We start from the raw sequence: 24,447 nt of genomic DNA, 5'->3' as shown, positions 1-24,447 counted from the left end.
CGTGGAAAAGCGCAGCTCAGGCTGCGCTTTTTGTTTTTCAGATCAGGAAGGCTTTTATTAAACATAAAATTCATGCCGCTAGTCGGATTGAATAGCCTATAATCTTGATCCAAGATTAATTCAATACAGTCTGTCCTCGTTTATGATGAATGCTTTAGAACGTCGTTCAACTTTTGCCTTAAGCAGTATTTTTGCCTTACGCATGTTGGGTTTGTTCATGATCATCCCTGTATTTTCTGTGGCAGGGCAGACCTATGAATATGCAACGCCTGCGTTGCTCGGTTTGGCTGTGGGGATTTATGGCTTAACACAGGCCATTTTACAGATTCCTTTCAGCTTGATTGCCGACCGTTATAGCCGTAAGCCTTTGGTGGTTTTTGGGCTACTCCTATTTGCTTTGGGTGGTGCAATTGCAGCGATGTCAGACACCATTTATGGGGTGATTATTGGCCGTGCCATTGCGGGTGGGGGGGCAGTGTCTGCCGTGGTGATGGCACTACTGGCGGATGTGACCCGTGAAGAAAATCGTATGAAAGCCATGGCAACCATGGGCATGAGTATCGGGGTTTCTTTTGCTGTCGCTTTTAGTTTGGGGCCGTGGCTTACCGGTTTAGTGGGGATTTCAGGATTATTCTGGGTAACGACCATCATGGGTTTGGCGGCCATTTCGATGTTATTTTTGGTGCCCAAAGTCACCCGCCATCATCGTAATTATCAGCAAGGTTATTTGGCTCAGCTCAAACAAGTCTTAAAAATGGGCGATTTGAACCGTCTGCATGTGTCGGTGTTTAGCTTACATTTATTGCTGACAGCAATGTTTATTTATGTTCCATCACAGCTTATCGATTTTGCAAAAATTCCACTAAATTCGCATGGCTGGGTGTATTTACCGTTGTTGGTGATTAGCCTATTTTTTGCCTTTCCAAGTATTGTGTTGGCTGAAAAATATCGCAAGATGAGAGGCATCTTTTTAACGGCCATTGGCGGCATTATTTTAGGCTTGGGCATCCTAATTTTTGGCTTTGAGTCGAAGTATATTTTGCTCACTGGTTTGGGCTTATTCTTTATTGCTTTTAATGTCATGGAAGCGCTGTTGCCGTCATGGTTATCGAAAGCTGCACCGATTCAGTCTAAAGCGACTGCCATGGGCGTAAATGCCAGCAGCCAGTTTTTAGGCGCATTCTTTGGTGGTGTCACAGGCGGTCAGTTGCTGCTGTTAAACAATACTGCCTTGGGTTGGAGCATCCTGACTGGACTGGCGATTGTTTGGTTATTGATTAGTTTTGGCTTGGCGCAACCGCGTTATTTGTCTTCGATGGTGTTGCGTTTACCTGAACATAAACAAACGGACGAATGGACTTCACAGCTTTTAGCGATTCGTGGTATTGAAGAGGTCGTGGTGATGTCTGATCAGCAAGTAGCGTATGTAAAAGTCGATAAGCAGCAAATAGATGATGCTACGCGACAAGATTTAACGCAGTTGTTGGGGAAAGAGGTAGCCATTTAAGCATAACTCTTATAAAGTAAATAATAGAAATAGATAGGAAGTAAACATCAGATGCGCGGTGTAAATAAAGTTATTTTAGTGGGCACATTAGGCCGAGATCCAGAGACGAAAACTTTCCCAAACGGTGGTTCGTTGACACAGTTTTCAATTGCAACGAGCGACTCTTGGACAGATAAAAGTACAGGTGAGCGTAAAGAGCAAACCGAATGGCACCGTATTGTGTTACACAACCGTCTAGGTGAAATTGCGCAACAATACCTACGTAAAGGTTCGAAAGTTTATATTGAAGGTTCACTGCGTACTCGTCAGTGGACAGATCAAAATGGTCAAGAACGCTACACCACAGAAATTCGTGGTGAGCAAATGCAGATGCTCGACAATAATCGTCAGCAAGGTGAGCAAATGCAAGGCGGAAATGATGGTTATGCACAACCACGTTTCAACAATAACCAAGGTGGTGGTTATAACAATAATAACAACCAAGGCGGTTATGGTGGCAATCCAGCAGCAGGTAATAGCAACAATCAACAAAGTGGTTATGCGAACAATAACCCAAGCGGTTTTGCACCAAAGGCGGCTCCTCAGTCAGCGCCTGCGGCAGCACCAGCAGATATGGATGATGATCTTCCGTTCTAACTTGTGCAATAAGTAAATGTTGTATTTTTGATAAAGAAAGAATCTGATTTTTATTAGGTTCTTTTTTTTATGACTCGGAAAACTTTGTATTTAAAAAGAACTTTATAGAATAAAAATGTTCAGCTAATACGAGTGACAGAGCATACTTTTCCTCTCTATAAAAAAGGGACCTCTGACGAGATCTCTTTTTAAAAAGACTAAATGCTAATAAATCATGATAAAGATTGCTGAGGATGAACCATATTTTTGATCGATAGCACATCAGCTAAAAGTTGATCAGACAATAGGTTTTCAGCTTTAATTAAAGCCAATACACTTTGACCAGTTTCATTCGCTTGTTTTGCAATACGAGTCGTTGTTTCATAGCCCAAATATGGGTTGAGTGCAGTAATAATGCCAATTGAATTATCGACATTTGCCTGACAGTGTTCAGCATTGGCACGGATGTTTTCAATACATTTATGTTGGAACATTTGCATCGCTTTGCCTAACAAATCGATCGATTCGAACAGTTTAAATGCAATTAATGGCTCCATCGCATTGAGCTGCAGTTGACCTGCTTCGGCCGCCATAGTAATGGCTAAATCATTTGCAATCACTTGAAAACACACTAAATTCATTGCTTCTGGAATAACTGGATTTACTTTACCTGGCATAATTGAGCTGCCCGGTTGACGCGGTTCCAAATGGATTTCATTCAGACCAGTACGAGGGCCACTAGACAGCAAACGCAGGTCATTGGCAATTTTTGAGAGTTTAGTCGCGGTACGTTTTAAGAAGCTCGATAATAAAACGAAATCACCCATATCTGAGGTTGCTTCGATTAAATCAGGTGAACTGCTGATCTGCTTTTGGGTAATTTCAGACAACGCTGCGATAGCATATTCACGATACTTAACTTCGGTATTGATCCCTGTTCCAATTGCTGTTCCGCCCAAATTTACAACACTTAGAGCAGACGGCATGATGTCATTGAGCTTGTTTAAATCATTTTGTAAGGTATTTGCAAATGCGCCAAATTCTTGACCCAAGGTCATTGGAACAGCATCTTGCAATTGGGTACGACCCATTTTTAAGATATGCGAAAACTCATCTGACTTGTTCTTAAAACTTTGAATTAAATTTTGAAACGGGCTGTTCAATTGCTCTATTGCAAAAATTAAACCCACTTTAATTGCCGTTGGATAGACATCATTGGTTGACTGAGACATATTAATATCATTATTTGGATGTAAATATTGATATTCGCCTTTTAAATGATCTAAATGTTCTAATCCAATATTAGCCAGTACTTCATTGATATTCATATTGGTGGATGTTCCCGCACCACCTTGAATCATATCAATTGGAAATTGGTCATGATACTTATAATTAATAACTTGTTCACATGCATATTGAATGGCATTGTATTTATTTTCTTCAAGTTTATTGAGTTTAAAATTGGCTTCTGCGCATGCAGCTTTAACCATTGCAAGGGCATTAATAAAAACAGGGAATTGATTGAGTTTATTTGGACTTAAATTAAAGTTCTCTAAAGCTCTTAAAGTTTGTACGCCATAATAGCAATGAGCAGGAATTTCTTTATGTCCTAATAAATCCTTTTCAACGCGTGTGTTAATCTTAATGTTCATTTAAATAGACTCTAATCTCGAATAAATCGATATTAAAGTGCGCACGGTTTTTTTTCTAATGTAAAAATATATTACTACATGCATTTTTTGCATAATAGATTATAATTGATCAAAGGATGAGTGAAGAATGAGTTATGACTTTAGAAATTCGATGGATTGAAGATTTACTTGCGTTAGAGCAAGAAAAATCGATATCTCAAGCAGCAGCTCTACGACATGTCACACAGTCTGCCTTTACGCGTAGAATTCAAAATATTGAAAACTCACTTGGTTTCCAAATTTTGAAAAGATATAGTAAAAATATTGATTTCACAGAAGCAGGCCAAGTTTTACTGGCTTCGGCAAAAAACATACAAAATCAACTAACTACAACAATAAAGTATTTAGAAAAGAATGTGAAACATGATGAGTTAACCGTCAAGTTTGCAGTGTCACACTCGCTCATTACCCAGTTTTTCCCCCGCTTTATTCATGAGTTAGCGATGGATATGACGGACTTAAAATTGGAAATTATTGCCTCAAATTTCAAACAGGGGATGCGCTTATTAAAAGATGGCTCGTGTGATTTTTTAATCAGTTATTGTGATCAAAAAACATTAGAACAATTCGATCGTTCTTTGTTCGGATTTTATAAAATTGTTGAAATGGAAATCCTCCCTGTGACAGCCTTAGATCATGACGGGACTGCCAAATATTCACTCGATCAGTCTTTTCCTTTGTTGTCTTATAGTAAACAAGCATATTTAAGAAACTGTGTGGATGAAGCGATTGAAAATAAGTTGGATTATAGAACTTTATATGAGACGGATAATGCAGGTGATTTAAAAGAGCTGGTGTTGCAAGGTTTAGGTGTGGCATGGCTGCCGAAATTATTGGTTGAAAGAGAGATTCAAGAAAATAAATTAAAAGTACTGGACGGTAAGCAGTACTATTTATTCCAAGATGTCTATCTGGTTAAGCATGAAATGTCATTTTCAAATCGAATTGATTATATTTGGAATATTTTAATTCAGAAAAATAAATAATTGGATTTTATGGATTATTTTATTTAATCATTGTGAGATATATTTTAATAATAAATAAGGTGATTTTTAAATAGTAAATAAAGGACTTTACTTACTATTTAAAAATCACCTTTTATTTTCTCTATAAATAATTCTAACTGTTATCGGCCAATTGGTTTGCAGGAGGAAGGTTGTTCACCATGATGCCTTCTTGCTCCGTAAACTCATCTTTATTGCCCTCAGTGCGTGCAATCACGGCCGTTGCAATACTATTTCCAATCACATTGGTTGCCGTACGGCCCATATCTAAAAACTGATCAATCGCCAAAATTAATAGAATACCAGCTTCAGGAAGCTTGAACATAGCCAGTGTGGAGGCAATCACCACAATGGATGCTCGTGAAACACCTGTAATCCCTTTACTCGTAATCATGAGGGTAAAGAGTATGAGCGCTTGCTGGGAAAAACTTAAATCAATGTTATAGGCTTGTGCAATAAATAACACGGCAAATGCCATATACATCATCGAGCCGTCGAGGTTGAAAGAATAACCTAAAGGGAGAACGAAACTGGTAATGCGTTTAGGCACACCGAATTTATCCAAAGCTTCCATGGTTTTTGGATAAGCCGATTCGCTACTTGCGGTCGCAAATGCCAACATGGTGGGTTCACGCACGATTCGCATCAATCTAAAAATATCTTTTTTCAAGAAGATATAGCCGAAAGCAATCAGGAGAGTCCAAAGCACCAGTAATCCGACATAGAACTGTCCAATGAAAATACTATAATCGATAATCAGCTTAGGGCCTTGGATAGTAATAGCGGAAGCAATGGCTGCAAAAACGGCGATAGGGGCAAATGCCATGACATAATCTGTAATTCGGAACATTACCTTGCAGAGTTCATCAATAATTTTACCAATGACGGTCACTTCACTTTGATGTTGCACATAGGCAAGTGCAGAACCAAAGAAAATTGAGAAAACCAAAATCTGTAATATCTCATTATTGGCCATGGCTTCAGCAAAACTACGCGGGAAAATATGCGTAATGAAGCTTTCTAAGCTCAGACTTGTCGCACTGACACCGATATCAACCGCTGTTTGAGGAATGGTGAGATTCATCCCAGCGCCAGGTTGGAATAAATTGGCTAAGCCCATGCCCAGTAAAAGTGAAATAAATGATGCACCAATGAACCAACTCATGGCCTTTAAGGTAATTGATCCCAAAGAAGAAGATTTTCCCATCGAGACAAGACCGGAAACGATTGTTGCAAATACTAAGGGTGCAATAATCATTTTAATTAATCTTAAGAATACATCGGTCACAATTTTAAAATAGGCGGCAAGTTCTGTGGTTTGTGCAGTTGTTAAAGTGCTATGAAAAGCCCAACCAATCAGTATTCCTGAGATCATGGCAATCAGAATATATTTCAGTAATTTCTTCTGCTTCATACTTATCGTTCCTTCTTTAATCTTCTTTTCATCAACTTTTGGCCTGATATAGCAAGGCATTGATGACATTCCATGTTGATCAATTTATAGAGGCATTGCTTTAGATATTGAGTGCTAAATCGTCGATTGGGGATTTAACTGTGGCAAGTGTTACTTTTTTTTTAAAAAAACGACAATGCAATTTTTAATTCAGTTATGCAAAAAATGCATGAGATGATTCTTTAGTTTTACTTGATATAGGTGAGCTGTTCTTAATATAAAGACCGAATATTTATTTTTTTAATTCTGATTGGTGATAGGAACGATATTAAATTTCCTGATTCTGTGAGGAAGAGCCAAGGTCAGAAAGCGAAGTCAAAGTTAATGAATGCACGAACTCAAAACCAAGCTTTCGCTCATCATTTTCCCACGGACAAAACCATTGAATTGCCCGTTTTATCTAATATTTTAATAATCAGTTCATGAATTTAAGTTGCTGATATAAATAGATAATTAAAATAGAGAGGTAGCGTGTTGATGACGTTGATTTAGCAATATCATGACTTTTCACAGCTCACGTACAAGGGCTTGATGTTTTCATTCTTTCCTTTCGTACATCCACAAAAAATTATCTATGCGCAATTCATTGTTAAAGCCACAGAAATGCTAAACATGAATTTAGTTCACTTTGGTGTGAGATTAAATCATTTTTATTCATGTGATCATTCAGGTATAAATTAAACCACGCTCTTAACGATAGATCATATTCATCGTTGCTTCTTAGCCTGATGCTCAGAAAAATCTGAGGAGGCTGGAAAGACGATTTGCTAGAAAGATCCAAAAAGAAAATTGGACCCTCTAGAAAGAGCATGAAAGAAATTCAGTTTTATCGCAGAAATATAGGGTAACAGATCGCCATGAGTACAGAGTTTGCATGTTCAATTAAACGCATTCGTTTTGATGAAAACTATCAACCAGCAGATAACACACGTCTAACGACGAACTTTGCTAACTTGGCGCGTGGTGAAAGCCGTGAGCAGAACCTACGTAATACACTTCGTATGATTAATAATCGTTTCAATGCCTTAGCACAAACAGATAACCCGAATGGTGATCGTTATTCGCTTGAAATCGATATTATTTCTGCAAATTTAGACATTGAAGGGAATGGTCAAACTTTCCCAATTATTGAAATGCTGAAAAGCACGATTAATGATCATCATACCCATCAACGTATTGAAGGCATGATTGGCAATAGCTTCTCGTCTTATGTACGTGACTACGATTTTAGCGTGGTGCTGAAAGAACATAATAAAGAGAATTCGACGTCGTATGCACCTGAAGGTTTTGGTGATCTACATGGCAAACTGTATCAATACTTGGTGAACTCAGAGACTTTTAAAGCAGAGTTTAATCAACAGCCTGTGATTTGTTTGAGTGTTTCAACAGCGAAGAAGTATCACCGTACTGCCAATGAGCATCCTGTTTTAGGTGTTGAGTATAAACAAGATGAATATTCACGTACCGATGAGTATTTCCATAAAATGGGCTTACAGGTTCGCTTCTTTATGCCAAAAGGGAGCGCAGCACCTTTAGCATTTTATTTTGCGGGTGATTTACTGCGGGACTACACCGATCTTGAGTTGATCAGTGCGATTAGCACCATGGAAACCTTCCAAAAGATTTATCGCCCTGAAATTTACAATGCAAATTCATCAGCGTCCCAAGTCTATCAAGCCAGCCTAGAGTATCCAGATTACTCATTAACACAAATTGTCTATGACCGTGTTGAACGTGGTCAGTTAGCAGTTAAACAAGGTAAATGGACGGAAGAGAACTTTATTAAACCTTATCAAGACATCCTTGAACAATGGGCTGCGAATTATACCGTAAACAGCAACGCTGCTTAATTTAACTGAAATAGAATATTGAAATAGAGATTTAAAATGGCCATTTTATTACCAACATCAACTGCGGGCAGTTTGCCGAAACCTTCTTGGCTTGCTGAGCCTGAGAAACTTTGGTCACCTTGGAAACTCGAGGGTGAGGCATTACTCGAAGCGAAACAAGATGCCTTACGTTTGTCATTGCAAGAACAACTCCATGCAGGCATTGATATCGTTAGTGATGGCGAACAAACCCGCCAACATTTTGTGACGACGTTTATTGAACATCTGGATGGCGTTGATTTTGAGAAACGCGAAACGGTTCGTATCCGTAATCGTTATGATGCGAGTGTACCTTCAGTGGTAGGTGCAGTAAGCCGTCAAAAGCCTGTTTTTGTTGAAGATGCTAAGTTTTTACGTAGCCAAACAAATCAGCCGATTAAGTGGGCGCTTCCTGGTCCAATGACCATGATTGATACGCTGTATGATGGTCACTATAAAAGCCGTGAAAAACTGGCTTGGGAATTTGCCAAAATTCTGAATCAAGAAGCGCGTGAGTTAGAAGCTGCTGGCGTGGACATCATTCAGTTCGATGAACCTGCATTTAATGTATTCTTTGATGAAGTGAATGATTGGGGTGTTGCAACGCTTGAACGAGCACTTGAAGGTCTGAAATGTGAAACTGCGGTTCATATTTGCTATGGCTATGGCATCAAAGCCAATACCGATTGGAAAAAGACCTTGGGTTCAGAGTGGCGTCAATACGAAGAAGCATTCCCTAAACTGCAACAATCTAAAATCGATATTATCTCACTTGAATGCCAAAACTCACGTGTGCCGATGGATCTGATTGAACTGATTCGTGGTAAAAAAGTCATGGTCGGTGCGATTGATGTCGCAACCAACACCATTGAAACACCTGAAGAAGTTGCGAATACACTACGTAAAGCACTTCAGTTTGTCGATGCAGATAAACTCTATCCTTCAACCAACTGTGGCATGGCCCCTTTAGCACGTGAAGTCGCACGTGGTAAGCTGAATGCGTTAAGCGCAGGTGCAGAAATTATTCGTAAAGAACTTTCGGCTTCATTCGCAGCAAGCGCGTGATGTGAAAGGGCTATCTATTTGATCAGAAATGGGTAGCTCGTATTCCATTTAAAAGCATGTGTCCGTTCTACTGAGGAATAAAATGATGATTGAAGCAACAGACTTTAGAGATGCAATGTCTTTGTTAACCAGTGCAGTGAGTGTCGTAACTACGGCAGGCATGGCTGATCGTCATGGATTCACAGCATCTGCCGTATGCAGTGTGACGGATACACCACCGACATTATTGGTCTGTATGAATAAAGCATCGCGCTCACATGCACATTTTGTCGACAATAAAATTTTATCGGTGAATGTGTTAGGTGCACAACATCAGCATATTTCGAATGTCTTCGCATCTAAAATGACGTCTGAAGAGCGTTTTAAACATGGTGTGTGGACAGAGCTAGAAACGGGCGCACCTGTTTTAAAGGATGCTTTAGTCAATTTTGACTGTGAAATTGATGACATTCAAGAAGTGGGAACACATACGGTTTTTATGTGCCGTATTGTCGCGATTCAACAAAGCCAGCATGAGCAAAGTTTGGTTTATTTTAATCGTGCTTATCATCAGGTGGGGCAGACCGAAACGGCTTAAATTCACTTTTTTATTGAACATCAAAGCTCTGAAATGGCTTCCCAAATCATAGATTTTCCACTGCTTGACTCTGGATTTGACTGTATTGAGCTCATTTGAAAAATCGAAAGGTTTTCATTGAGACCACAAAATGGTGAAAATCGGGCAACAGCGTGAGGGGGAAATATTTAATCTAAAATTTCGATAAAAATAATAAAAACTTACTGTTTTACCAATTTTTGGTTTGTGCGTATTCTTGCTTCATCACTTAAGCACTCTCACAAATCTTTTGAGGACGAATACATGAGTTTAATCAATACTGAAGTTAAGGCGTTTAATGCAACAGCTTACCAAAATGGTGAATTCATTGAGTTGTCTGAGCAAAACTTGAAAGGCGCATGGTCGGTCGTATTTTTCTATCCTGCTGATTTCACCTTTGTGTGTCCAACAGAATTGGGCGACTTAGCCGATCACTATGCTGAATTTCAAAAACTCGGTGTGGAGATTTACGGCGTATCGACTGATACTCATTTTACCCATAAAGCATGGCACGACACTTCAGATGTGATCGGTAAAATTCAGTATCCATTGATTGGCGATCCAACTTGGAAGTTGTCTAAAAACTTTGACGTGCTGATTGAAACAGAAGGTCTCGCAGACCGTGGTACTTTTGTGATTGATCCTGAAGGTAAAATCCAAATTATTGAAATTAATGCTGGCGGTATTGGTCGCGATGCGTCTGAACTATTACGCAAAGTGAAAGCAGCACAATATGTGCATGCACACCCAGGCGAAGTATGTCCTGCAAAATGGAAAGAAGGTGAAGCAACGCTTGCACCGTCAATCGACTTGGTTGGTAAAATCTAAGCTGACCTCGATGGTTGCATTGTGTTGAGTCATGAGCATGATGCCTGTAAAAAATCAGCCCAAGTGGCTGATTTTTTATGCGGGATTCTTTTCGGTTCTAGAGATGATAACCCTTGCTGGTGCTGGCAAAGTCTCTTAAACCCTGAATCAAATGCTCAATCAGTTTTTCCATGACCAAACGTTGTCCTTTACGTGAAGCATAGACCAACTGTACGGTTCCAATATTGGAACACCAGTCGGGCAAAATGTGAATGAGGCGACCTGAAGCAATATCTGCCTCTACCGTTAAGTAAGGCAGGTTGGCAATGCCGAGTCCATCCAGAGCCGAGTAATACACGCCTGCGACATCATTACTTTTGACCCGTGGTTCTAAAGGAATCACGATCTGTTCATCACTCTGGGTATGATGCAATAACCATTGATAATCGGATTTTTGGACTCCCAGTGCGAGTGTTGGAAAATCATTCAGCTCGGTGGCAAATTGAATTTCACGGCCTTGTAGCAGATCAGGACTGGCCACCAAACAATGCGTGGTTTTGACCACATCACGGACCACAATGCTCGAGTCTTCATTGGCGCTAAAATTGGTCCGAATGGCAAGATCAATGTCATCATGCAAGACATCGACACGACGGCTGGTCAGTTCCATTTCCACTTGGACTTTGGGATATTGTTTTAAAAAATGATTGAGTAAGTTTCGTACTTGATAGCGCATCATCACAGAAGGGCAGCTGATCTTGATTAAACCTTGCGGTTCACTTTTCTGTTTCAGTAAAACATTGTGTGCACTTTCGACTTGCTGAATGATTTGACGACATTCTTCAAACAGCTCTTGTCCCAAAGGTGTGACTTTAAAATGTCGTGTTGAACGCTGAATCAGGGTCACGTTGTACTTGGCTTCAAGGTCTAAAATGCGGCGACTAAGCTTAGACTTGGTGATGTTCGAGGCATCACTTGCAGCACTGAAACCGCCGTGCTTGACCACAAGATAAAAATAATAATAGTCGTCAAATGAATGCATGATGGGTTCAAGCCTGTATTGATTTGTGGCCGAAGGCAGTCTGCGATGGATGATCTGATACTGTATCATTGCTAACGATTGCACACGACAAAAAAGCGATCCGAAGATCGCTTTTACTGAGGTCTGATTATTTTTGAGCCGTATTTTTGCTATAGCTTTGAATCAGGTTTTTATAGTCTGGAATATGCGCTGCAAAGAGTGAACCGAGGCCTTCAATATCATTACGCCAGTCGCGGTGTAATTCACATGCTGCACCAAACCATGACATCAGCTGCGCGCCTGCCTGAGACATGCGATCCCATGCTGCATCACGTGTGATGGGGTTAAAGGTTCCCGATGCATCGGTAATCACAAAGACGTCAAACTCTTCTTCAAGTGCCGACAGTGCAGGGAAGGCCACACAGACTTCAGTTACTACACCCGCAATAATCAATTGTTTTTTACCTGTGGCTTTTACGGCTTGAACAAAGTCTTCATTGTCCCATGCATTGATTTGCCCTGGGTGTGCAATATAGGGTGCATCGGGGAACATTTCGACCAATTCAGGGATCAAAGGACCGTTTGGACCATCTTCAAAACTGGTGGTCAGAATGGTGGGAAGATTAAAATATTTCGCGGCAGCAGCCAGTGCCAGCACATTGTTTTTAAATTTGTCTAGGTCAATGTCACGGACCAGTGAAAGTAGACCCGCTTGGTGGTCAACCAAAAGAACCACTGCATTATCTTTGTCTAAACGAATATAAGGTTTCGCCATTTTTCTGTCCTCGTTGTGATTATCAGGCGAGTCTCAAGGCAATCAGTAAGAAGGTTACGGCCTTGAGCTTGAACATCATCATAGGTAGGAAAATGAGACAATAAAATAAGCCAAACGAGATGCTTAATCTTAAAAATAGGAAAATTTGAGCAAAATATGCCATAAAAACAAAGGATGGCTTTGTTTTTAAATTGGTTTTTATGTAGGTGAGATAATTCTAACAAGATTGTCCTATCTGTGTGATTGTGTGTACTAGCACAGTGCTATAAGACGGCTGAGGAAAGGGGTAGTATAGATTGCATATTCATCCTATCGATATAGGAGTTCCAAGATGAAAAAAGTAATTGGTGTTTATCGTAATCAAGACATGCATTGGGTTGGTGATGGTTTTCCTGTCAAAAACCTCTTTTCATATGACCGCTTAGGACAAGCAATCAGTCCGTTTCTACTTTTGGACTATGCTGCACCTTATAAATTTGATCCAACCACATCGCAACGTGGTGTGGGTTCACACCCGCATCGTGGCTTTGAAACGGTTACCATCGCCTATAGCGGTGAAGTGACACACAAAGATTCTAGCGGCGGCGGTGGTACCATCAATACTGGCGATGTACAGTGGATGACTGCGGGTTCTGGTGTGGTGCATGAAGAGTTTCATTCTCCAGCCTTTGCTGAGCATGGTGGCCTGTTTGAAATGGTGCAACTTTGGGTGAATTTGCCAGCCAAAGACAAAATGACCACACCGCGTTATCAAGCCTTGACCGTGGCAGATATCCCGCGCATCGAAATGGATGATAATGCTGGACACATACGCGTGATTGCGGGTGAGTTTGGTGGTCATCATGGCCCTGCTCAAACGTATAGCCCCGTCAATGTTTGGGATGGTGAATTAAAAGCAGAGTACGAAACTTTTATCCATGTGCCCGTCACGCATAACACGATTGTGGTGGTGCTCAGTGGTGAAGTGCTGATTAATGGCACGCAAAAAGTGGTGGATAGTTCGATTGTGATGTTTGCTCAAGATGGCGAAGCTGCAATTCAACTACAAGCGCTGCAAGACACTAAATTCTTGGTGTTGACCGGTGAACCACTGAATGAACCGATTCAAGGTTATGGTCCATTTGTGATGAATAGCAAAGCGGAAATTGTGCAAGCCTTTGACGATTTTAATCGTGGCAAGTTTGGTGAAATCCCTGTTGCTGTGGTGGACTAAAATCTTGTCGCTAAAAAGAAGAAATCCCTACTCGGTCAAGGGTAGGGATTTTTTAGGCGCTGTAGTCTTCTTGTTTTGCATAGTTGGTCATGAATTATTATGTGATGTAATTATCGTTTTTATGCGGGGCGAATATTAGCGCTTTTTCGCTGGTTTGTAAAACGGAAGTTATAAAAATAGTTAATTTATATACTTTGTTTTTAAAGGGTTTATATTTTTATTTAAAATAAAATGTATAAAAAACCTGTGTTTATTTAAGTGACTTTTTAGTGTAATGAAATGTAATTTAAGCAAATATCGTCCTACCAGTGCGGCACATGAAAAAATGTGATTCTGGTATTTTTTAATAGCCCTATTTTTTCGACATTGGGTCATAATTTCAGTCAATATAAGTCAGACTGACGGATCATAATTTTGGATATTGCAGTTATTGGTAGCGGCATGGCCGGTCTTGCTACCGCAAGAATTCTAAAGGATGCTGGGCATAATATTACTATTTTCGAAGCACTGACTGGGCGAGGGATGGACAGCCACAGTACAGAGTTTGAAGGTGGTCTGATTGATGCTCCGTTACGTGTCATGAACCCACACTTATGGAAAAACACCTTAAGTCTTGCGACTTATTTAGGCATTAAAACGTATCCAGTACGCACCTACATGGCGTGTAGTTGGTTGTTTGAAGACCGTACAGAAACATGGTTAACCACTACCCGTAGCCGCATTGGCAATTTCCCGATTATCAATAACCGTAAGGGCCTGCAGCAGTATGGATGGCGCTTGGTTAAAGGTATGTTGCAGCTTAAAACCGCGATTGCTAAATTCTTCAAATCTAAAGATCAAGACATTACCTTGGCTGAATTTATCAACCAGCATGACATTGAAGAGGTATTTTGGCATGGCGCAGTGATGCCTGTGCTCTACACCATCTGTACCTGTAATCCAAAAACCATCGGCGAATGGCCAGCGAAACCGCTGTTGATCTTTTTACGTCAGTTGACGGATGGTGATGCTTTATTGCGTATACAAGGTGGAACACCGGCCTTGGTCGATAAATTGATTGAAAACATCAATATCCAAAGCGGATCTGCTATTAGCAAAGTCACTGAACAAGGTGACAAGGTTTTAGTTGAAAATAATAAGGGCGAACAGCAACTGTTTGACCGTGTGGTGGTGGCAACGCCAACCACAAAAATTGAAGAGTTTTTAGATCCTGTTCAGTTTGCAGATGATATTGCTCTGTTAAAACAATTCCGTTTTGAGCAAGGTCAGCTGGTGATCCATACTGATCCTTCCGTGATGCCACCTAAGCGTAAAGACTGGTCGGTACTGAGCTATATGATGGACCGTAAGTTTACCCGTCAACAGTTCACGGTTTGGCTCAATTCAGTCGAACCAAGTCTGGTCGGTAAAAACGCCGTGTTCCAAACGTGGCAGCCTGTGACGGAGATTGACCCGAAAAAAGTGATTTCAACAGTAACTTTGACCCGTGCGGTGGTGGACTCGCAAACTGTGGCTTTGAATAAAGAGTTACAACAACGCCATAAGAGTGCCAACCGAAAAGTCTTCTTCTGTGGTTCATGGTCGTGCGATGGTCTGCCTATTTTAGAGTCTGCCGTAACTTCAGCAATGCATATTGCAGAAATTTTCGGTGCACCATTGCCGTTTGTTGGATTAAAACCTAAAGTTGAGGTTGCCCCACAACTCGGCTACTAAAGCATGAAATGGCTCCAAACCTTACAGCGACATCTGCCCAAACATAAATATGCAATTGATGCAAAACAATTGGGAGATCACGCTGTATTGGCTTGGAGCAATCTTGGCTATTGGGATGATGCAAGGTCATCCTATCCTGAGGCTTGCCAAACACTGGCAATACACCTTGCTGATCGATTACAGCTAAAATCAAATGACCGTGTTTTAGACTTGGGTTGTGGGCAGGGCGCGAGTCTATTGCTGTGGCAGCAGCATTACCATGTTCAGCAACTTTGTGCGGTTGAGTTACAAGCCGAATGTGTTCAGCGTATACAACACACTTTAAATTCAAAGATACACATCATTCAAACGTCATTTTTAAATTTAAATTCAAAGCTATTTTCAGTACCTTTTAATGTGGTGTTGTGCCTTGATGCCGCTTATCACAGTGATTTAAATTCATTTCTAAGATCAACCCATTCTGTTTTAAATTCAAAAGGTCGGATTGGTTTTCACTATCTGATGCTGAGTAATGCATTTTTGAATTTAAATCGTTTTGAGAAACTTCAACTGAAAATGCTGTTAAAGGCAGCCGATGTTCATTTGGAACATCTTCAGTTAGAGACGAATTTGCAGCATTCGATAGAAGCACAAGGCTATCAGCAGGTTGCTATTGAAGATTTATCAGATGCAGTTTTGGCTGGTTTTTCTCGTTATTATCATGTGCATTTAGCACAGCAGGTCGCTCAAAGTTTAGATCATTTCAAAATTAAAATGACCGCTAAGCTCTGCCAGAAATTATTTGAACAGGGCATCGTGCGCTATGTTCAAATTACGGCAATGAAAGACATTTAAAATGAAATAAAAAACCAAAAGGCCAGAAACAACAAAGCCTCACTAAAAAGCGAGGCTAAGTATAAAATGGTGCCGGCACACGGATTCGAACTGTGGACCTACTGATTACAAGTCAGTTGCTCTACCAACTGAGCTATGCCGGCAACGTGGTGAGAATAATAGCGGATTTTCTTGAAAACGCAAGCCAAAAAGTGAGCGATTGAAATGCACATGATTTTTTGTGCAAACTTCACCCACCAAAGGGTGGGTGAAAGCTAAGAATAAAATTCGGGGGCTGTGATGAAACTGTTTTTAAATAGGGTTAAGTGAAAACATGGAACTTATTTGCTCCTTAAAATTTGATCGAGGTCTTGGGCACACTCTTCCAACGTAAAAGCCATGTCGAGTTGCATTTGAGGTTTGAGTTCATTGGCCAGCGTTCTCCATTGTTCAATCAGACGAATTGCTTTTTGAATTTTGTGTTTGTTGACATCCTTTGCAAGGGTTGGGGTATAACCGCCTCGTTTAGCGTTTTTAATTTGTTTGACATAATTGGTGCTGTTATTCATTCTGACTCCCGAATAGCAGTTTTATTGGTCAATTTAGTGTTTCGCTAGTTATATACCGCAAATGAATTGTGCTTCATAAACATTGCATCTAGATGATCATTGATGATTTATTTTAACCTCCCTTAGAAATTGTTTTAGCTCAAGTTTGAATCAGGTTCAAGCGTTTATTTTTGAATAAATATTTCACTTTGTGGTGCAAATTATCCTGTTTTGTGAAGAGTCGTTTTTATGAAGCAGACTTTGTGCCAAGTCTAAATAATAATGTTCAGCATAAAAAAAGACCTTAATCTTTCGATTAAGGTCTTTAAAATTTTGGCGGTGAAAGAGGGATTCGAACCCTCGAAACGCTATAAACGTTTACACACTTTCCAGGCGTGCTCCTTCAGCCACTCGGACACTTCACCATGGCGGAGGATAATATCGAAAAACATAGCCATCGACAAGGTGAAACAATTGAATTCGAGCAAAAGTTTTAGCTCAATGATATGATTCGCAAAAATAGTGTCGATAATTGAAGACAAGCTTATGCAAAGTACTGCAAAAAAAGCCGCCTTGCCTGCGATGACCTTGGCAGCATTAGGGGTCGTGTTTGGGGATATTGGAACCAGTCCACTCTATGCATTGAAAGAATCCTTCCACGCTGCACATGGCTTGGGCATCACCCCTGCAAACGTATTAGGTATTTTGTCCATTATCTTCTGGACCATGACCATGGTCATTACCATTAAATATTCTGCAATTGTCATGCGTGCAGATAACAATGGTGAAGGTGGGATTATGGCTTTGCTTGCACTCAATTTGCGCAATACCAATTTTAGCCATCGGAAAAAATTACTGTTAATTTCGATTGGCTTTATTGGGGCTTCACTATTTTTTGGGGATGGGATCATCACCCCAGCCATTTCAGTCTTATCTGCCGTAGAAGGCTTATCCATCGCAACCGATGCACTTGACCCTTATATTGTGCCGATTGCAATTAGTATCGTCACTGCTGTATTTGTCATGCAAAAGTATGGGACAGCCTTTGTTGGTAAGTTCTTTGGCCCACTGACTTTATTGTGGTTCTTCTCTCTGGGTATTCTTGGGATCTCGAGCATTATTCAAACGCCTTTGGTTTTGGGCATGTTGAGCCCACATTGGGCATTTCAGTTTATCGTGACCAACCCTTTAATGGCCTTTTTCATTATGGGTGCGGTAGTGTTGACCGTCACAGGTGGCGAAGCACTGTATGCCGATATGGGCCATTTTGGTCCTGTGCCGATTCGTTTGGCATGGTTTATTGTGGTTTTGCCGTGCTTACTGCTCAATTATGCAGGACAAGGTGCATTGCTGTTGCGTGATCCGACTGCGATCGAAAATCCATTTTACCTGTTGGTGCCGGAGTGGGGCTTGTACCCAATGATCTTCTTGGCCACTATGGCTGCCGTTATTGCTTCACAGGCCGTAATTTCAGGCGTCTTCTCTTTAGCGCGTCAGGCCATTCAATTGGGCTATTTACCACGTTTAAATGTGAAACATACTTCAGACTCGGAACAGGGGCAGATTTATGTACCTTTACTGAACTGGATATTGTTGGCATCGATTATTGTCTTAATTTTAATCTTCCAAACCAGCTCACAGCTTTCGCATGCCTATGGTCTGGCGGTCACCATGACCATGTTGTGCGACACCTTATTGATTGCGGTATTTATTCGTTATACATGGAAATGGAGCATGCCAAAATTGGTGCTGCTGATTATTCCATTCCTTGTTTTAGATTTGGTCTTGGTGAGTGCGACCTCTCTTAAAGTGTTATCGGGCGGTTGGGTTCCATTGCTGATTGGCGGTATTGCATTCATGTTATTAATGACATGGAAACAAGGTCGCGAGTTAACCTTTGCCAAGCTTCAGCAAGATACCTTGCCACTCGATTTATTTGTACAAAGTATTGGTGAACAAGCCAATTGGGTTGAAGGCGAGGCCGTCTTTTTAACAGGAACGCCGACCGTTGTGCCACATGCCATGTTGCACAATATGAAGCACAATAAAGTACTGCATCAAAAGAACATTATTCTCACCGTTAAAATTCAAGATGTCCCTTATGTGGAAGAGTCCAATCGCTTCCATGTCGAAACCATGAATCAGCATTTTTATCGTCTTGAATTGTACTATGGCTTTAAAGATGAAATGAACATTCCACAAGCACTTGAAGCGGTGTATCAAGCGATTGATTTGGAATATAACTTAATGCAGATCAGCTTCTTTGTATCGCGTGAACGGATTATCAGTACCGTGGGTGATGGTATGGCGCCGTGGCGTGAAAAGCTCTTTATCTCGATGCAAAGGAATACCAGTCCTGTGAGTGACTTCTATCAGATTCCACCTAACCGTGTGGTTGAGCTCGGTAGTCAGATCGAGATTTAAAACCTCAATAAAAAAACCAGCGCATATGCTGGTTTTTTTTGGAGGATAAATCAGCTGAAGTCTTAGTTCATTGGGTCATTTACAGGTGCTTCAGGCATCGCTTGGACAGGCTGTTCTGCTGAAGCGTCAGGAAGTGCCTGTGCAGGGGCATCAGGTAATGGTAGTGAATCAGGCTCAACCGCATTGACAGGTGCTTCTGCTGATGAATCTAATTGAGGTGCAGCAGCAGGGGCAGCATTCAGGTCTGCATTTGCCGTGGGTGCGACAGCATCATTTAACGCCGCTTCAGCTTGTTGTGCTGAGAGTTCTACATTTGGTACCAGCGGATGTTGCTCTGTTGGAGTCGCAGCGACTTGTTGTTGCGCTGTGGTATTAGGTGCGGCCTGTTGAACAGGAGCTTCACTCTGTGGTGCTGTTGGCATCACTGCTTGGTCATTGGGTACACCTTGGCCCGCTGGGCTGATAGCTGCTGCATTTGGATCAAGCAATTTAATTTGCCCTGAGCTTACGAGTTCTTGAATAGAACCCGGTTGACCATTAACAGTAGTCGTGACTTTGGCTTGAGAGAGACTTTCTAAGGTGTCACCCGGTTGGATAGGTGGCTCGGCGAAGGCTGAAGCACTTATCACTGTGCCGATTAAACCAAGAGAAGCTAAAATCTTAGAATGCATAAGAACTCCGTAAATTGCATGTATTATTTCGTTCGATTCTTTTTTACCTTGGCATATTTTTTGAAGCGACAGCAATCAAAGATACGCAATCGCATCACGTTGCCGTAGAAAAACTCTACAAAAAAGACATTTTGTTACATGCAAAATCATCTAAATATGGCGTTTTGTTTAATTGTTATGCGAATAGAACTCGAGCGATATACTTCGTATACGCTGATTGTTAAGCTCGTGAAAAACCGATGTTTATTGTAGTTGTGATGGCGAAGAAGAAAAGTAGTTCAGGTAAGTCAGTCTTTAACATGTTTAATCAAAATGGCCTGAAAGTGATTTTAGGATTGGTGGCAACGGGAAGTTTTGCGATTGCCTTTGGTCAAGAAAAAATTCAGCAATACGTGTCTTTAAGCCCAAGCTCAAATTCAGCCTGTTTAGAACAATTTTATCGGGAAATTCCGCCTTATTTACTCAAAGAAAGTTTAAGTAAACACAGCTATGCACTGTGCTTTAACGGTTTTAATGTGATGTATTCGGGTGTTTCGAAAACCCCCCTCTGGGTTGCGGAGGCTCTGACGCCACAGCGCCTGAGCCAAAAAATTCCACGTGAAGATAGTTTTCACGAAGAAAATAATGTTGCAACCGAACATCGAGCGACATTGTCGGACTACCGTGGTTCAGGCTATGACCGTGGACATATGGCACCGAATGCTGATATGCCCAACAAAGCCGCACAATTCGACAGTTTTTCTTTGGCCAACATGGTGCCACAGGCCCCTAAAAATAATCAGCAAGTGTGGCGTGAATTGGAAGAAGCCACACGGGCGCTTGTGACCAAGCAAAAGCTAGATGTTTTTGTGGTGACTGGGCCAGTGTTTCAGGGCAAAAAGCTCAAGACTATTGGTCAGGGAGTGATTGTTCCGAGTGCGGTTTACAAAGCGATCTATATGCCAAAAACGGGTGCAATTGGCGCTTATTACGCACCGAATGATAATTCACAGCAGGTAAAAATTGTCAGTGTCTGCTATTTGGAAGAGCAGTTGGGTGTGAATTTATTTCCGCAACTGACAGAAGAGCAAAAACGTAACACCTATAAACTACCGTTGACAGCAACGGCGGTAAAAGCCAATAGCGCAATTCAATACTCACATTGGGATGCGGAAAGTCAGTGTGCTGAGGAGGTTTCATCCGAGCAGCTCAAAGCCTTACAAAAAAACTTTAAATCGGGCTCTACTCAGTCGAGTAGTGGTAGCACCGTCACAAAGGGCACGGGTATTGGTGCGGCGGATCAAGATGCGATTGTTAAACAATTAGTCGACGTCTTATTGCAATATATTTTGCAGCTGTTACGTTAAAGTTCTAGGCAGTTGGATGTATAGACATTCGACTGCAGTGCCCAATGCCTGAAAAATAAATACGAGAAAAAATAAAATGTTTAAACCTTTTGTACAAGGCAACGAGTCTCATGCCATTCATGATTTGACCCTTGAAAATGACACAGACTGCGTCAGTATTTATGGCAATTTACAACTCACCAAAGACCAAGCTGGCCTAGCTGCGGCCAAAGCATTGCAGGCGTATCTGAATGCCATTGTGCAACAGCTTGAAAGTGAAGCTCAGCTTCCTGAGAAAATTGAACGTCCGCAGTCGGATGAAATTGACAATCCATTTTTATAACATAAGTCTATCTATGTTCCATGTGGAACAATAACAAACCCTACAGATTGTAGGCTTTGTTATTAATGGGGAGAGAAAAAATTAATCCTCGCCAGAGATATGTCTAAGTGCAAAGGCACCCGTTAAAACGGTTAAACCAAAGGCAAGTGCAACGCCAAGAAAGCCGATGCGCAACTCGGGAAAAGCTGCTGCAAAAATGGCACTGCCACAGCCTCCGAAGACCAACCAAAACGTTCCGATGAATTCAGCAAGATATTTATTCATAATGCGCTTTTTGTAGTTATTGATGTTTTATTCGCATAGAACTTTATATCTAACGAGAAAATACTCGTTTTTCAATCAATTTAACAAAAAAAGCATGACATCCTGATGACGTGGATTAAACAGGTCAGATTTTAGTGAAAATGCTGAATACGCCACTGCTGAGGTGTGACTTGTGTCCAGTGTTTAAAGGCACGTTGAAAAGCACTTTGTTCAGAGTAACTCAGCAACAGTGCAATTTCCTGTAAGCTGAGGTGTGGATCTTTTAAGTATTGCTCCGCCAAAATACGTCGAACTTCTTGCATCCGCTGTTGGTAGGTCGTGCCTTGTTGTTGTAAGTAACGTTGCAGCTGTCGGACTGAAAAATTCAGTTGCCGAGCAATATGTTCAATTTGATATTGGTTTTTTTGTAGCCCCGTTAAAATCGCATGCTGTAAGCGCTGGTCGATGTGGGTGGAGTTGGGAAGTTTTTCCAGTAAGGCTTCGGCCTGCTGTAAGAGCAGTTTTTGCAGGGTTTGATCACCTTGCTGAAAGGGCATGGATAATTCGCTGAGGGGAATCATCATCATAGGTCGGCTTTGAGAGAAGCGAACTTTACAATTAAAGTACTGCTCATACAGTGCCGTATTTTTCGGGGCAGGGTGAGTAAAATGAACCTCGCTGAGCTGGATGTCATCATGGGCGACAAAGTGCTTCATAAACTGAATGATCAGCGCCATTGCCACTTCATTGCTGAGTTGTGTGGTCAGTTCAATTGGCATCTCCACCCAACCAAAGCATAGATTTTCACCTTCAACTGCAACATATAGCGAGCTGCCATCATAAATGAGACGGTGAAAGTCATGATAACGGGTGAGCGCTTCGCCTAAATTTTCGCAGGACAGCGCAATATAGCCCAAAATGCCTAAATGCTTGGGCTGTACATACTTTGCAATCTCGAGTCCGAGCGCAGGGATATGCAGATGGCTGTCAAGATCATTCAGTAACTCTAACCACAGTGCATAATCAAAACGTTCTAAGTTCTGTGCTTTTTCAAGCTGTTCAGAAATGGGGTAGCCCACAGCTTGGCAATAGGCATAGAGTAAATGCCCCAGTCCACCGTAGACAGAACCTGTGTAGTCTTTGAAATGTTGCATTGATTAGCTCTATTGTTCTTGTCGTAATTTGTCAATGAATTTGAATGCTAGGGTCAATATTTAGCATAGTTTCCACATTATATTCAATCTGAATATAGGAGGAATTTGCCATGTGGAAGGGTTTTGTCGCAGGACTGGTGGTTGCCAATGCGTTTGAGTGGGTTGCACATAAATATATTTTGCATGGAACACACCGTGCTGGAAAGCCACGCTATAGCCCTGTGCCTGACAGCATGAAATCGCATTGGGAGCATCACCGAGAAGTACGGAAAACTACGTTTCACGATCATGGTTATGTTGAAGGTTGGAGCAACTGGCGTACCAAAAATGAAATCGTGTCACTCGCTGTCGTGGCGGGTGTGTTTGGGACATTATTTTATCCTGTCTCCAAAGGCATGACATTGTCTGTGTTGTACAGTGCAGGAAATTATTATTACATCCACCGCCGTGCGCACTTAGAGCCAGACTGGGCAATGCGTAAGATTCCTTGGCATTATGATCATCATATGAACTCCAATCAGGATGCTAACTGGTGTGTGACCAAGCCATGGTTTGATTATATTTTAGGAACGCGGGTCATTTCCTCATTGGATTTGCAAGAGCAAAATCCGCTGGGTATTGCTTTACCCCAAGTGGTGTCGAATAAGCTCACCCAGTGGGTCAATCAGGTCTTCCCTGCAAAATGGGTTAAGGCACCTGAAGCGATTCCACTGAACTCAGCGCAGACGACTGAAACGGTTGCAGGATAACTGAATGGGTATTTTGTCGTGATTTGTCAATAATATTGGTGTGTATTGTCAATATTTCGTCATTTGAACATTCTATAGTAAAGCTGTTGATGAGGTGAGATCATCTCATGAGCACTAGTACGTCATTTTTCATTTTCCAGTTTAACAAGACAATGTTGTCGTTATTCTAGGTTTATAGGGAGTCGCAAGACTCCCTTTTTTTATCTCAAAAATTGAGAGCATAATTGTGGTCAAGAGCCAGCGAGCATTCTAAGCTTTAACATCTACTGCATAATCGATAGTACTGTTCAACTCAGCGTTAGCTCAGCTGTGCCGAAGTACAGCGTAATTGAGTCTTTTAATTCGCCTGCTTTTTAAAGTCCGTTAAAATATAGCGATCCATTTCATCGGTATAGTCAGGGGAAAACTGAAAGCACACATGCTCGTTGATGTTTAAGGTTTTGAGATCAGGGAAGCTTTGTCTGGCACGTGGACTATTGCTAAATAAAAAAGCTTGTCGATCACTCTGAAAGTAAAACACTTTTTCAGTGCTGATGTTGTGCCGTCGGTAATGGGTGACCTCTGACCATTGTGTAAAAATACCACAAGCCCGAATTTGATCAGGTGCAATCAACGCTTTTTCATAATACTGTTTAAACTGATATTTGCAGAAGCTGATATAGCTAAACAGGCATAAACCAAGGAGTAACAGTACAGCCAGCATACCGAAAGGGCGGTCAGCATATTTCTTCATCAAAAGGATGAAAACAAAACAGATCAATAGACCACAAATAAATAAGATTAGCTCTAAGTGATACATTTTTTCTCATCTTTAAAATGATAAAAAAGAGTACTCGAAAGTACTCTTTTC

General features: G+C 41.2%; 22 protein-coding genes, 2 tRNA genes and 1 pseudogene. 14 read left to right on the top strand and 11 right to left on the bottom strand.

Annotated features, from left to right (window positions below):
• Nucleotides 1-142 precede the first annotated feature (142 nt).
• Entirely contained in the window at nt 143-1,507 is a 1,365-nt protein-coding gene (locus AC4CVD_RS15880) for an MFS transporter (RefSeq protein WP_004978200.1), read from the top strand.
• Between the two features lie 51 nt (nt 1,508-1,558).
• Complete coding sequence (gene ssb, locus AC4CVD_RS15875; protein WP_004691666.1) at nt 1,559-2,143, top strand: single-stranded DNA-binding protein; 585 nt, start codon at nt 1,559-1,561, stop codon at nt 2,141-2,143.
• A gap of 212 nt (nt 2,144-2,355) precedes the next feature.
• On the opposite strand, the gene AC4CVD_RS15870 is transcribed toward ssb, so the two are convergent.
• Nucleotides 2,356-3,774: an aspartate ammonia-lyase gene (locus AC4CVD_RS15870; protein WP_490753420.1), complete on the bottom strand. Its 1,419-nt coding sequence runs from the start codon at nt 3,772-3,774 to the stop codon at nt 2,356-2,358.
• A 134-nt stretch (nt 3,775-3,908) separates the two neighbouring features.
• Between AC4CVD_RS15870 and AC4CVD_RS15865 the strand changes: the two genes are divergently transcribed.
• Nucleotides 3,909-4,799 (top strand): LysR substrate-binding domain-containing protein, encoded by an 891-nt coding sequence (locus AC4CVD_RS15865; RefSeq protein ID WP_490753419.1) that lies wholly within the window; start codon nt 3,909-3,911, stop codon nt 4,797-4,799.
• 133 nt (nt 4,800-4,932) lie between these two features.
• Here AC4CVD_RS15865 and AC4CVD_RS15860 read toward each other — a convergent pair whose 3' ends face one another.
• Nucleotides 4,933-6,231: a dicarboxylate/amino acid:cation symporter gene (locus tag AC4CVD_RS15860; RefSeq protein ID WP_490753418.1), complete on the bottom strand. Its 1,299-nt coding sequence runs from the start codon at nt 6,229-6,231 to the stop codon at nt 4,933-4,935.
• An 896-nt stretch (nt 6,232-7,127) separates the two neighbouring features.
• Between AC4CVD_RS15860 and AC4CVD_RS15855 the strand changes: the two genes are divergently transcribed.
• The 4 genes from AC4CVD_RS15855 (at nt 7,128) to ahpC (ending at nt 10,626) form a co-directional block, all read left to right on the top strand.
• Entirely contained in the window at nt 7,128-8,120 is a 993-nt protein-coding gene (locus AC4CVD_RS15855; protein ID WP_078390304.1) for a DUF1852 domain-containing protein, read from the top strand.
• Between the two features lie 36 nt (nt 8,121-8,156).
• Nucleotides 8,157-9,203, top strand: a complete 1,047-nt coding sequence (locus AC4CVD_RS15850) for a methionine synthase (protein WP_490753417.1) — start codon at nt 8,157-8,159, stop codon at nt 9,201-9,203.
• Nucleotides 9,204-9,288: 85 nt separating this feature from the next.
• Nucleotides 9,289-9,780 carry a flavin reductase gene (locus AC4CVD_RS15845; protein WP_017396908.1) on the top strand — a complete coding sequence of 164 codons (492 nt, stop codon included), beginning with the start codon at nt 9,289-9,291 and terminating at the stop codon, nt 9,778-9,780.
• A 282-nt stretch (nt 9,781-10,062) separates the two neighbouring features.
• Nucleotides 10,063-10,626, top strand: a complete 564-nt coding sequence (ahpC, locus tag AC4CVD_RS15840; protein ID WP_490753416.1) for an alkyl hydroperoxide reductase subunit C — start codon at nt 10,063-10,065, stop codon at nt 10,624-10,626.
• 97 nt (nt 10,627-10,723) lie between these two features.
• Here the strand turns inward: ahpC and AC4CVD_RS15835 are convergent, their stop codons facing one another.
• Both AC4CVD_RS15835 and ycaC read right to left on the bottom strand, forming a co-directional pair.
• Nucleotides 10,724-11,647: a LysR substrate-binding domain-containing protein gene (locus AC4CVD_RS15835; protein WP_428870606.1), complete on the bottom strand. Its 924-nt coding sequence runs from the start codon at nt 11,645-11,647 to the stop codon at nt 10,724-10,726.
• Nucleotides 11,648-11,774: 127 nt separating this feature from the next.
• A complete protein-coding gene (gene ycaC, locus AC4CVD_RS15830; protein WP_490753415.1) occupies nt 11,775-12,401 on the bottom strand; it encodes an isochorismate family cysteine hydrolase YcaC in 627 nt (208 codons plus the stop codon).
• Nucleotides 12,402-12,732: 331 nt separating this feature from the next.
• On the opposite strand from ycaC, the gene AC4CVD_RS15825 reads away from it, so the two are divergent.
• The 3 genes from AC4CVD_RS15825 to AC4CVD_RS15815 all read left to right on the top strand — a co-directional run bounded on the left by AC4CVD_RS15825 (nt 12,733) and on the right by AC4CVD_RS15815 (nt 16,161).
• The gene (locus AC4CVD_RS15825) at nt 12,733-13,614 is read left to right on the top strand and encodes a pirin family protein (protein ID WP_087526727.1); all 882 of its coding nucleotides are present in this window, start codon (nt 12,733-12,735) and stop codon (nt 13,612-13,614) included.
• Between the two features lie 414 nt (nt 13,615-14,028).
• On the top strand, nt 14,029-15,327 hold the full coding sequence (locus tag AC4CVD_RS15820; protein ID WP_004978178.1) for an FAD-dependent oxidoreductase: 1,299 nt from the start codon (nt 14,029-14,031) through the stop codon (nt 15,325-15,327).
• A 3-nt stretch (nt 15,328-15,330) separates the two neighbouring features.
• The gene (locus AC4CVD_RS15815) at nt 15,331-16,161 is read left to right on the top strand and encodes an SAM-dependent methyltransferase (protein ID WP_291389822.1); all 831 of its coding nucleotides are present in this window, start codon (nt 15,331-15,333) and stop codon (nt 16,159-16,161) included.
• A gap of 67 nt (nt 16,162-16,228) precedes the next feature.
• On the opposite strand, the gene AC4CVD_RS15810 is transcribed toward AC4CVD_RS15815, so the two are convergent.
• From AC4CVD_RS15810 to AC4CVD_RS15800, 3 genes are all read right to left on the bottom strand, one after another.
• A tRNA-Thr gene (locus AC4CVD_RS15810) sits at nt 16,229-16,304 on the bottom strand.
• A 177-nt stretch (nt 16,305-16,481) separates the two neighbouring features.
• Complete coding sequence (locus tag AC4CVD_RS15805; protein ID WP_004691623.1) at nt 16,482-16,709, bottom strand: hypothetical protein; 228 nt, start codon at nt 16,707-16,709, stop codon at nt 16,482-16,484.
• A gap of 313 nt (nt 16,710-17,022) precedes the next feature.
• Nucleotides 17,023-17,113, bottom strand: a tRNA-Ser gene (locus tag AC4CVD_RS15800).
• 121 nt (nt 17,114-17,234) lie between these two features.
• Here AC4CVD_RS15800 and AC4CVD_RS15795 point away from each other — a divergent pair.
• On the top strand, nt 17,235-19,112 hold the full coding sequence (locus tag AC4CVD_RS15795) for a potassium transporter Kup (RefSeq protein ID WP_205667478.1): 1,878 nt from the start codon (nt 17,235-17,237) through the stop codon (nt 19,110-19,112).
• 62 nt (nt 19,113-19,174) lie between these two features.
• Here the strand turns inward: AC4CVD_RS15795 and AC4CVD_RS15790 are convergent, their stop codons facing one another.
• Nucleotides 19,175-19,783, bottom strand: coding sequence for a hypothetical protein (locus AC4CVD_RS15790; protein ID WP_490753414.1), 609 nt, complete (start codon nt 19,781-19,783; stop codon nt 19,175-19,177).
• A 257-nt stretch (nt 19,784-20,040) separates the two neighbouring features.
• Between AC4CVD_RS15790 and AC4CVD_RS15785 the strand changes: the two genes are divergently transcribed.
• Nucleotides 20,041-21,129, top strand: coding sequence for a DNA/RNA non-specific endonuclease (locus AC4CVD_RS15785; protein ID WP_291390545.1), 1,089 nt, complete (start codon nt 20,041-20,043; stop codon nt 21,127-21,129).
• A 76-nt stretch (nt 21,130-21,205) separates the two neighbouring features.
• Nucleotides 21,206-21,451, top strand: coding sequence for a hypothetical protein (locus AC4CVD_RS15780; RefSeq protein WP_078389518.1), 246 nt, complete (start codon nt 21,206-21,208; stop codon nt 21,449-21,451).
• 90 nt (nt 21,452-21,541) lie between these two features.
• Here the strand turns inward: AC4CVD_RS15780 and AC4CVD_RS15775 are convergent.
• Together AC4CVD_RS15775 and AC4CVD_RS15770 are read right to left on the bottom strand one after the other, a co-directional pair.
• A pseudogene (locus AC4CVD_RS15775) lies at nt 21,542-21,715 on the bottom strand (aquaporin); the annotation flags it as partial.
• Between the two features lie 131 nt (nt 21,716-21,846).
• A complete protein-coding gene (locus AC4CVD_RS15770) occupies nt 21,847-22,848 on the bottom strand; it encodes an AraC family transcriptional regulator (protein ID WP_114836350.1) in 1,002 nt (333 codons plus the stop codon).
• A gap of 110 nt (nt 22,849-22,958) precedes the next feature.
• Between AC4CVD_RS15770 and AC4CVD_RS15765 the strand changes: the two genes are divergently transcribed.
• Entirely contained in the window at nt 22,959-23,597 is a 639-nt protein-coding gene (locus AC4CVD_RS15765) for a hypothetical protein (protein WP_201952735.1), read from the top strand.
• Between the two features lie 337 nt (nt 23,598-23,934).
• Here AC4CVD_RS15765 and AC4CVD_RS15760 read toward each other — a convergent pair whose 3' ends face one another.
• Nucleotides 23,935-24,330 carry a hypothetical protein gene (locus AC4CVD_RS15760; protein ID WP_227518519.1) on the bottom strand — a complete coding sequence of 132 codons (396 nt, stop codon included), beginning with the start codon at nt 24,328-24,330 and terminating at the stop codon, nt 23,935-23,937.
• Nucleotides 24,331-24,447 lie beyond the last annotated feature (117 nt).

This window comes from Acinetobacter sp. LipI_23 (genome assembly GCF_058243045.1).
This window is presented reverse-complemented; position numbering and strand designations above follow the sequence as displayed.

Coding starts and splice junctions, on each gene's coding strand:
- AC4CVD_RS15880 (WP_004978200.1), top strand. CDS start 143: ATGATGAATGCTTTAGAACGTCGTTCAACTTTTGCCTTAAGCAGTATT.
- ssb (WP_004691666.1), top strand. CDS start 1,559: ATGCGCGGTGTAAATAAAGTTATTTTAGTGGGCACATTAGGCCGAGAT.
- AC4CVD_RS15870 (WP_490753420.1), bottom strand. CDS start 3,774: ATGAACATTAAGATTAACACACGCGTTGAAAAGGATTTATTAGGACAT.
- AC4CVD_RS15865 (WP_490753419.1), top strand. CDS start 3,909: ATGACTTTAGAAATTCGATGGATTGAAGATTTACTTGCGTTAGAGCAA.
- AC4CVD_RS15860 (WP_490753418.1), bottom strand. CDS start 6,231: ATGAAGCAGAAGAAATTACTGAAATATATTCTGATTGCCATGATCTCA.
- AC4CVD_RS15855 (WP_078390304.1), top strand. CDS start 7,128: ATGAGTACAGAGTTTGCATGTTCAATTAAACGCATTCGTTTTGATGAA.
- AC4CVD_RS15850 (WP_490753417.1), top strand. CDS start 8,157: ATGGCCATTTTATTACCAACATCAACTGCGGGCAGTTTGCCGAAACCT.
- AC4CVD_RS15845 (WP_017396908.1), top strand. CDS start 9,289: ATGATTGAAGCAACAGACTTTAGAGATGCAATGTCTTTGTTAACCAGT.
- ahpC (WP_490753416.1), top strand. CDS start 10,063: ATGAGTTTAATCAATACTGAAGTTAAGGCGTTTAATGCAACAGCTTAC.
- AC4CVD_RS15835 (WP_428870606.1), bottom strand. CDS start 11,647: ATGCATTCATTTGACGACTATTATTATTTTTATCTTGTGGTCAAGCAC.
- ycaC (WP_490753415.1), bottom strand. CDS start 12,401: ATGGCGAAACCTTATATTCGTTTAGACAAAGATAATGCAGTGGTTCTT.
- AC4CVD_RS15825 (WP_087526727.1), top strand. CDS start 12,733: ATGAAAAAAGTAATTGGTGTTTATCGTAATCAAGACATGCATTGGGTT.
- AC4CVD_RS15815 (WP_291389822.1), top strand. CDS start 15,331: ATGAAATGGCTCCAAACCTTACAGCGACATCTGCCCAAACATAAATAT.
- AC4CVD_RS15805 (WP_004691623.1), bottom strand. CDS start 16,709: ATGAATAACAGCACCAATTATGTCAAACAAATTAAAAACGCTAAACGA.
- AC4CVD_RS15795 (WP_205667478.1), top strand. CDS start 17,235: ATGCAAAGTACTGCAAAAAAAGCCGCCTTGCCTGCGATGACCTTGGCA.
- AC4CVD_RS15790 (WP_490753414.1), bottom strand. CDS start 19,783: ATGCATTCTAAGATTTTAGCTTCTCTTGGTTTAATCGGCACAGTGATA.
- AC4CVD_RS15785 (WP_291390545.1), top strand. CDS start 20,041: ATGGCGAAGAAGAAAAGTAGTTCAGGTAAGTCAGTCTTTAACATGTTT.
- AC4CVD_RS15780 (WP_078389518.1), top strand. CDS start 21,206: ATGTTTAAACCTTTTGTACAAGGCAACGAGTCTCATGCCATTCATGAT.
- AC4CVD_RS15770 (WP_114836350.1), bottom strand. CDS start 22,848: ATGCAACATTTCAAAGACTACACAGGTTCTGTCTACGGTGGACTGGGG.
- AC4CVD_RS15765 (WP_201952735.1), top strand. CDS start 22,959: ATGTGGAAGGGTTTTGTCGCAGGACTGGTGGTTGCCAATGCGTTTGAG.
- AC4CVD_RS15760 (WP_227518519.1), bottom strand. CDS start 24,330: ATGAAGAAATATGCTGACCGCCCTTTCGGTATGCTGGCTGTACTGTTA.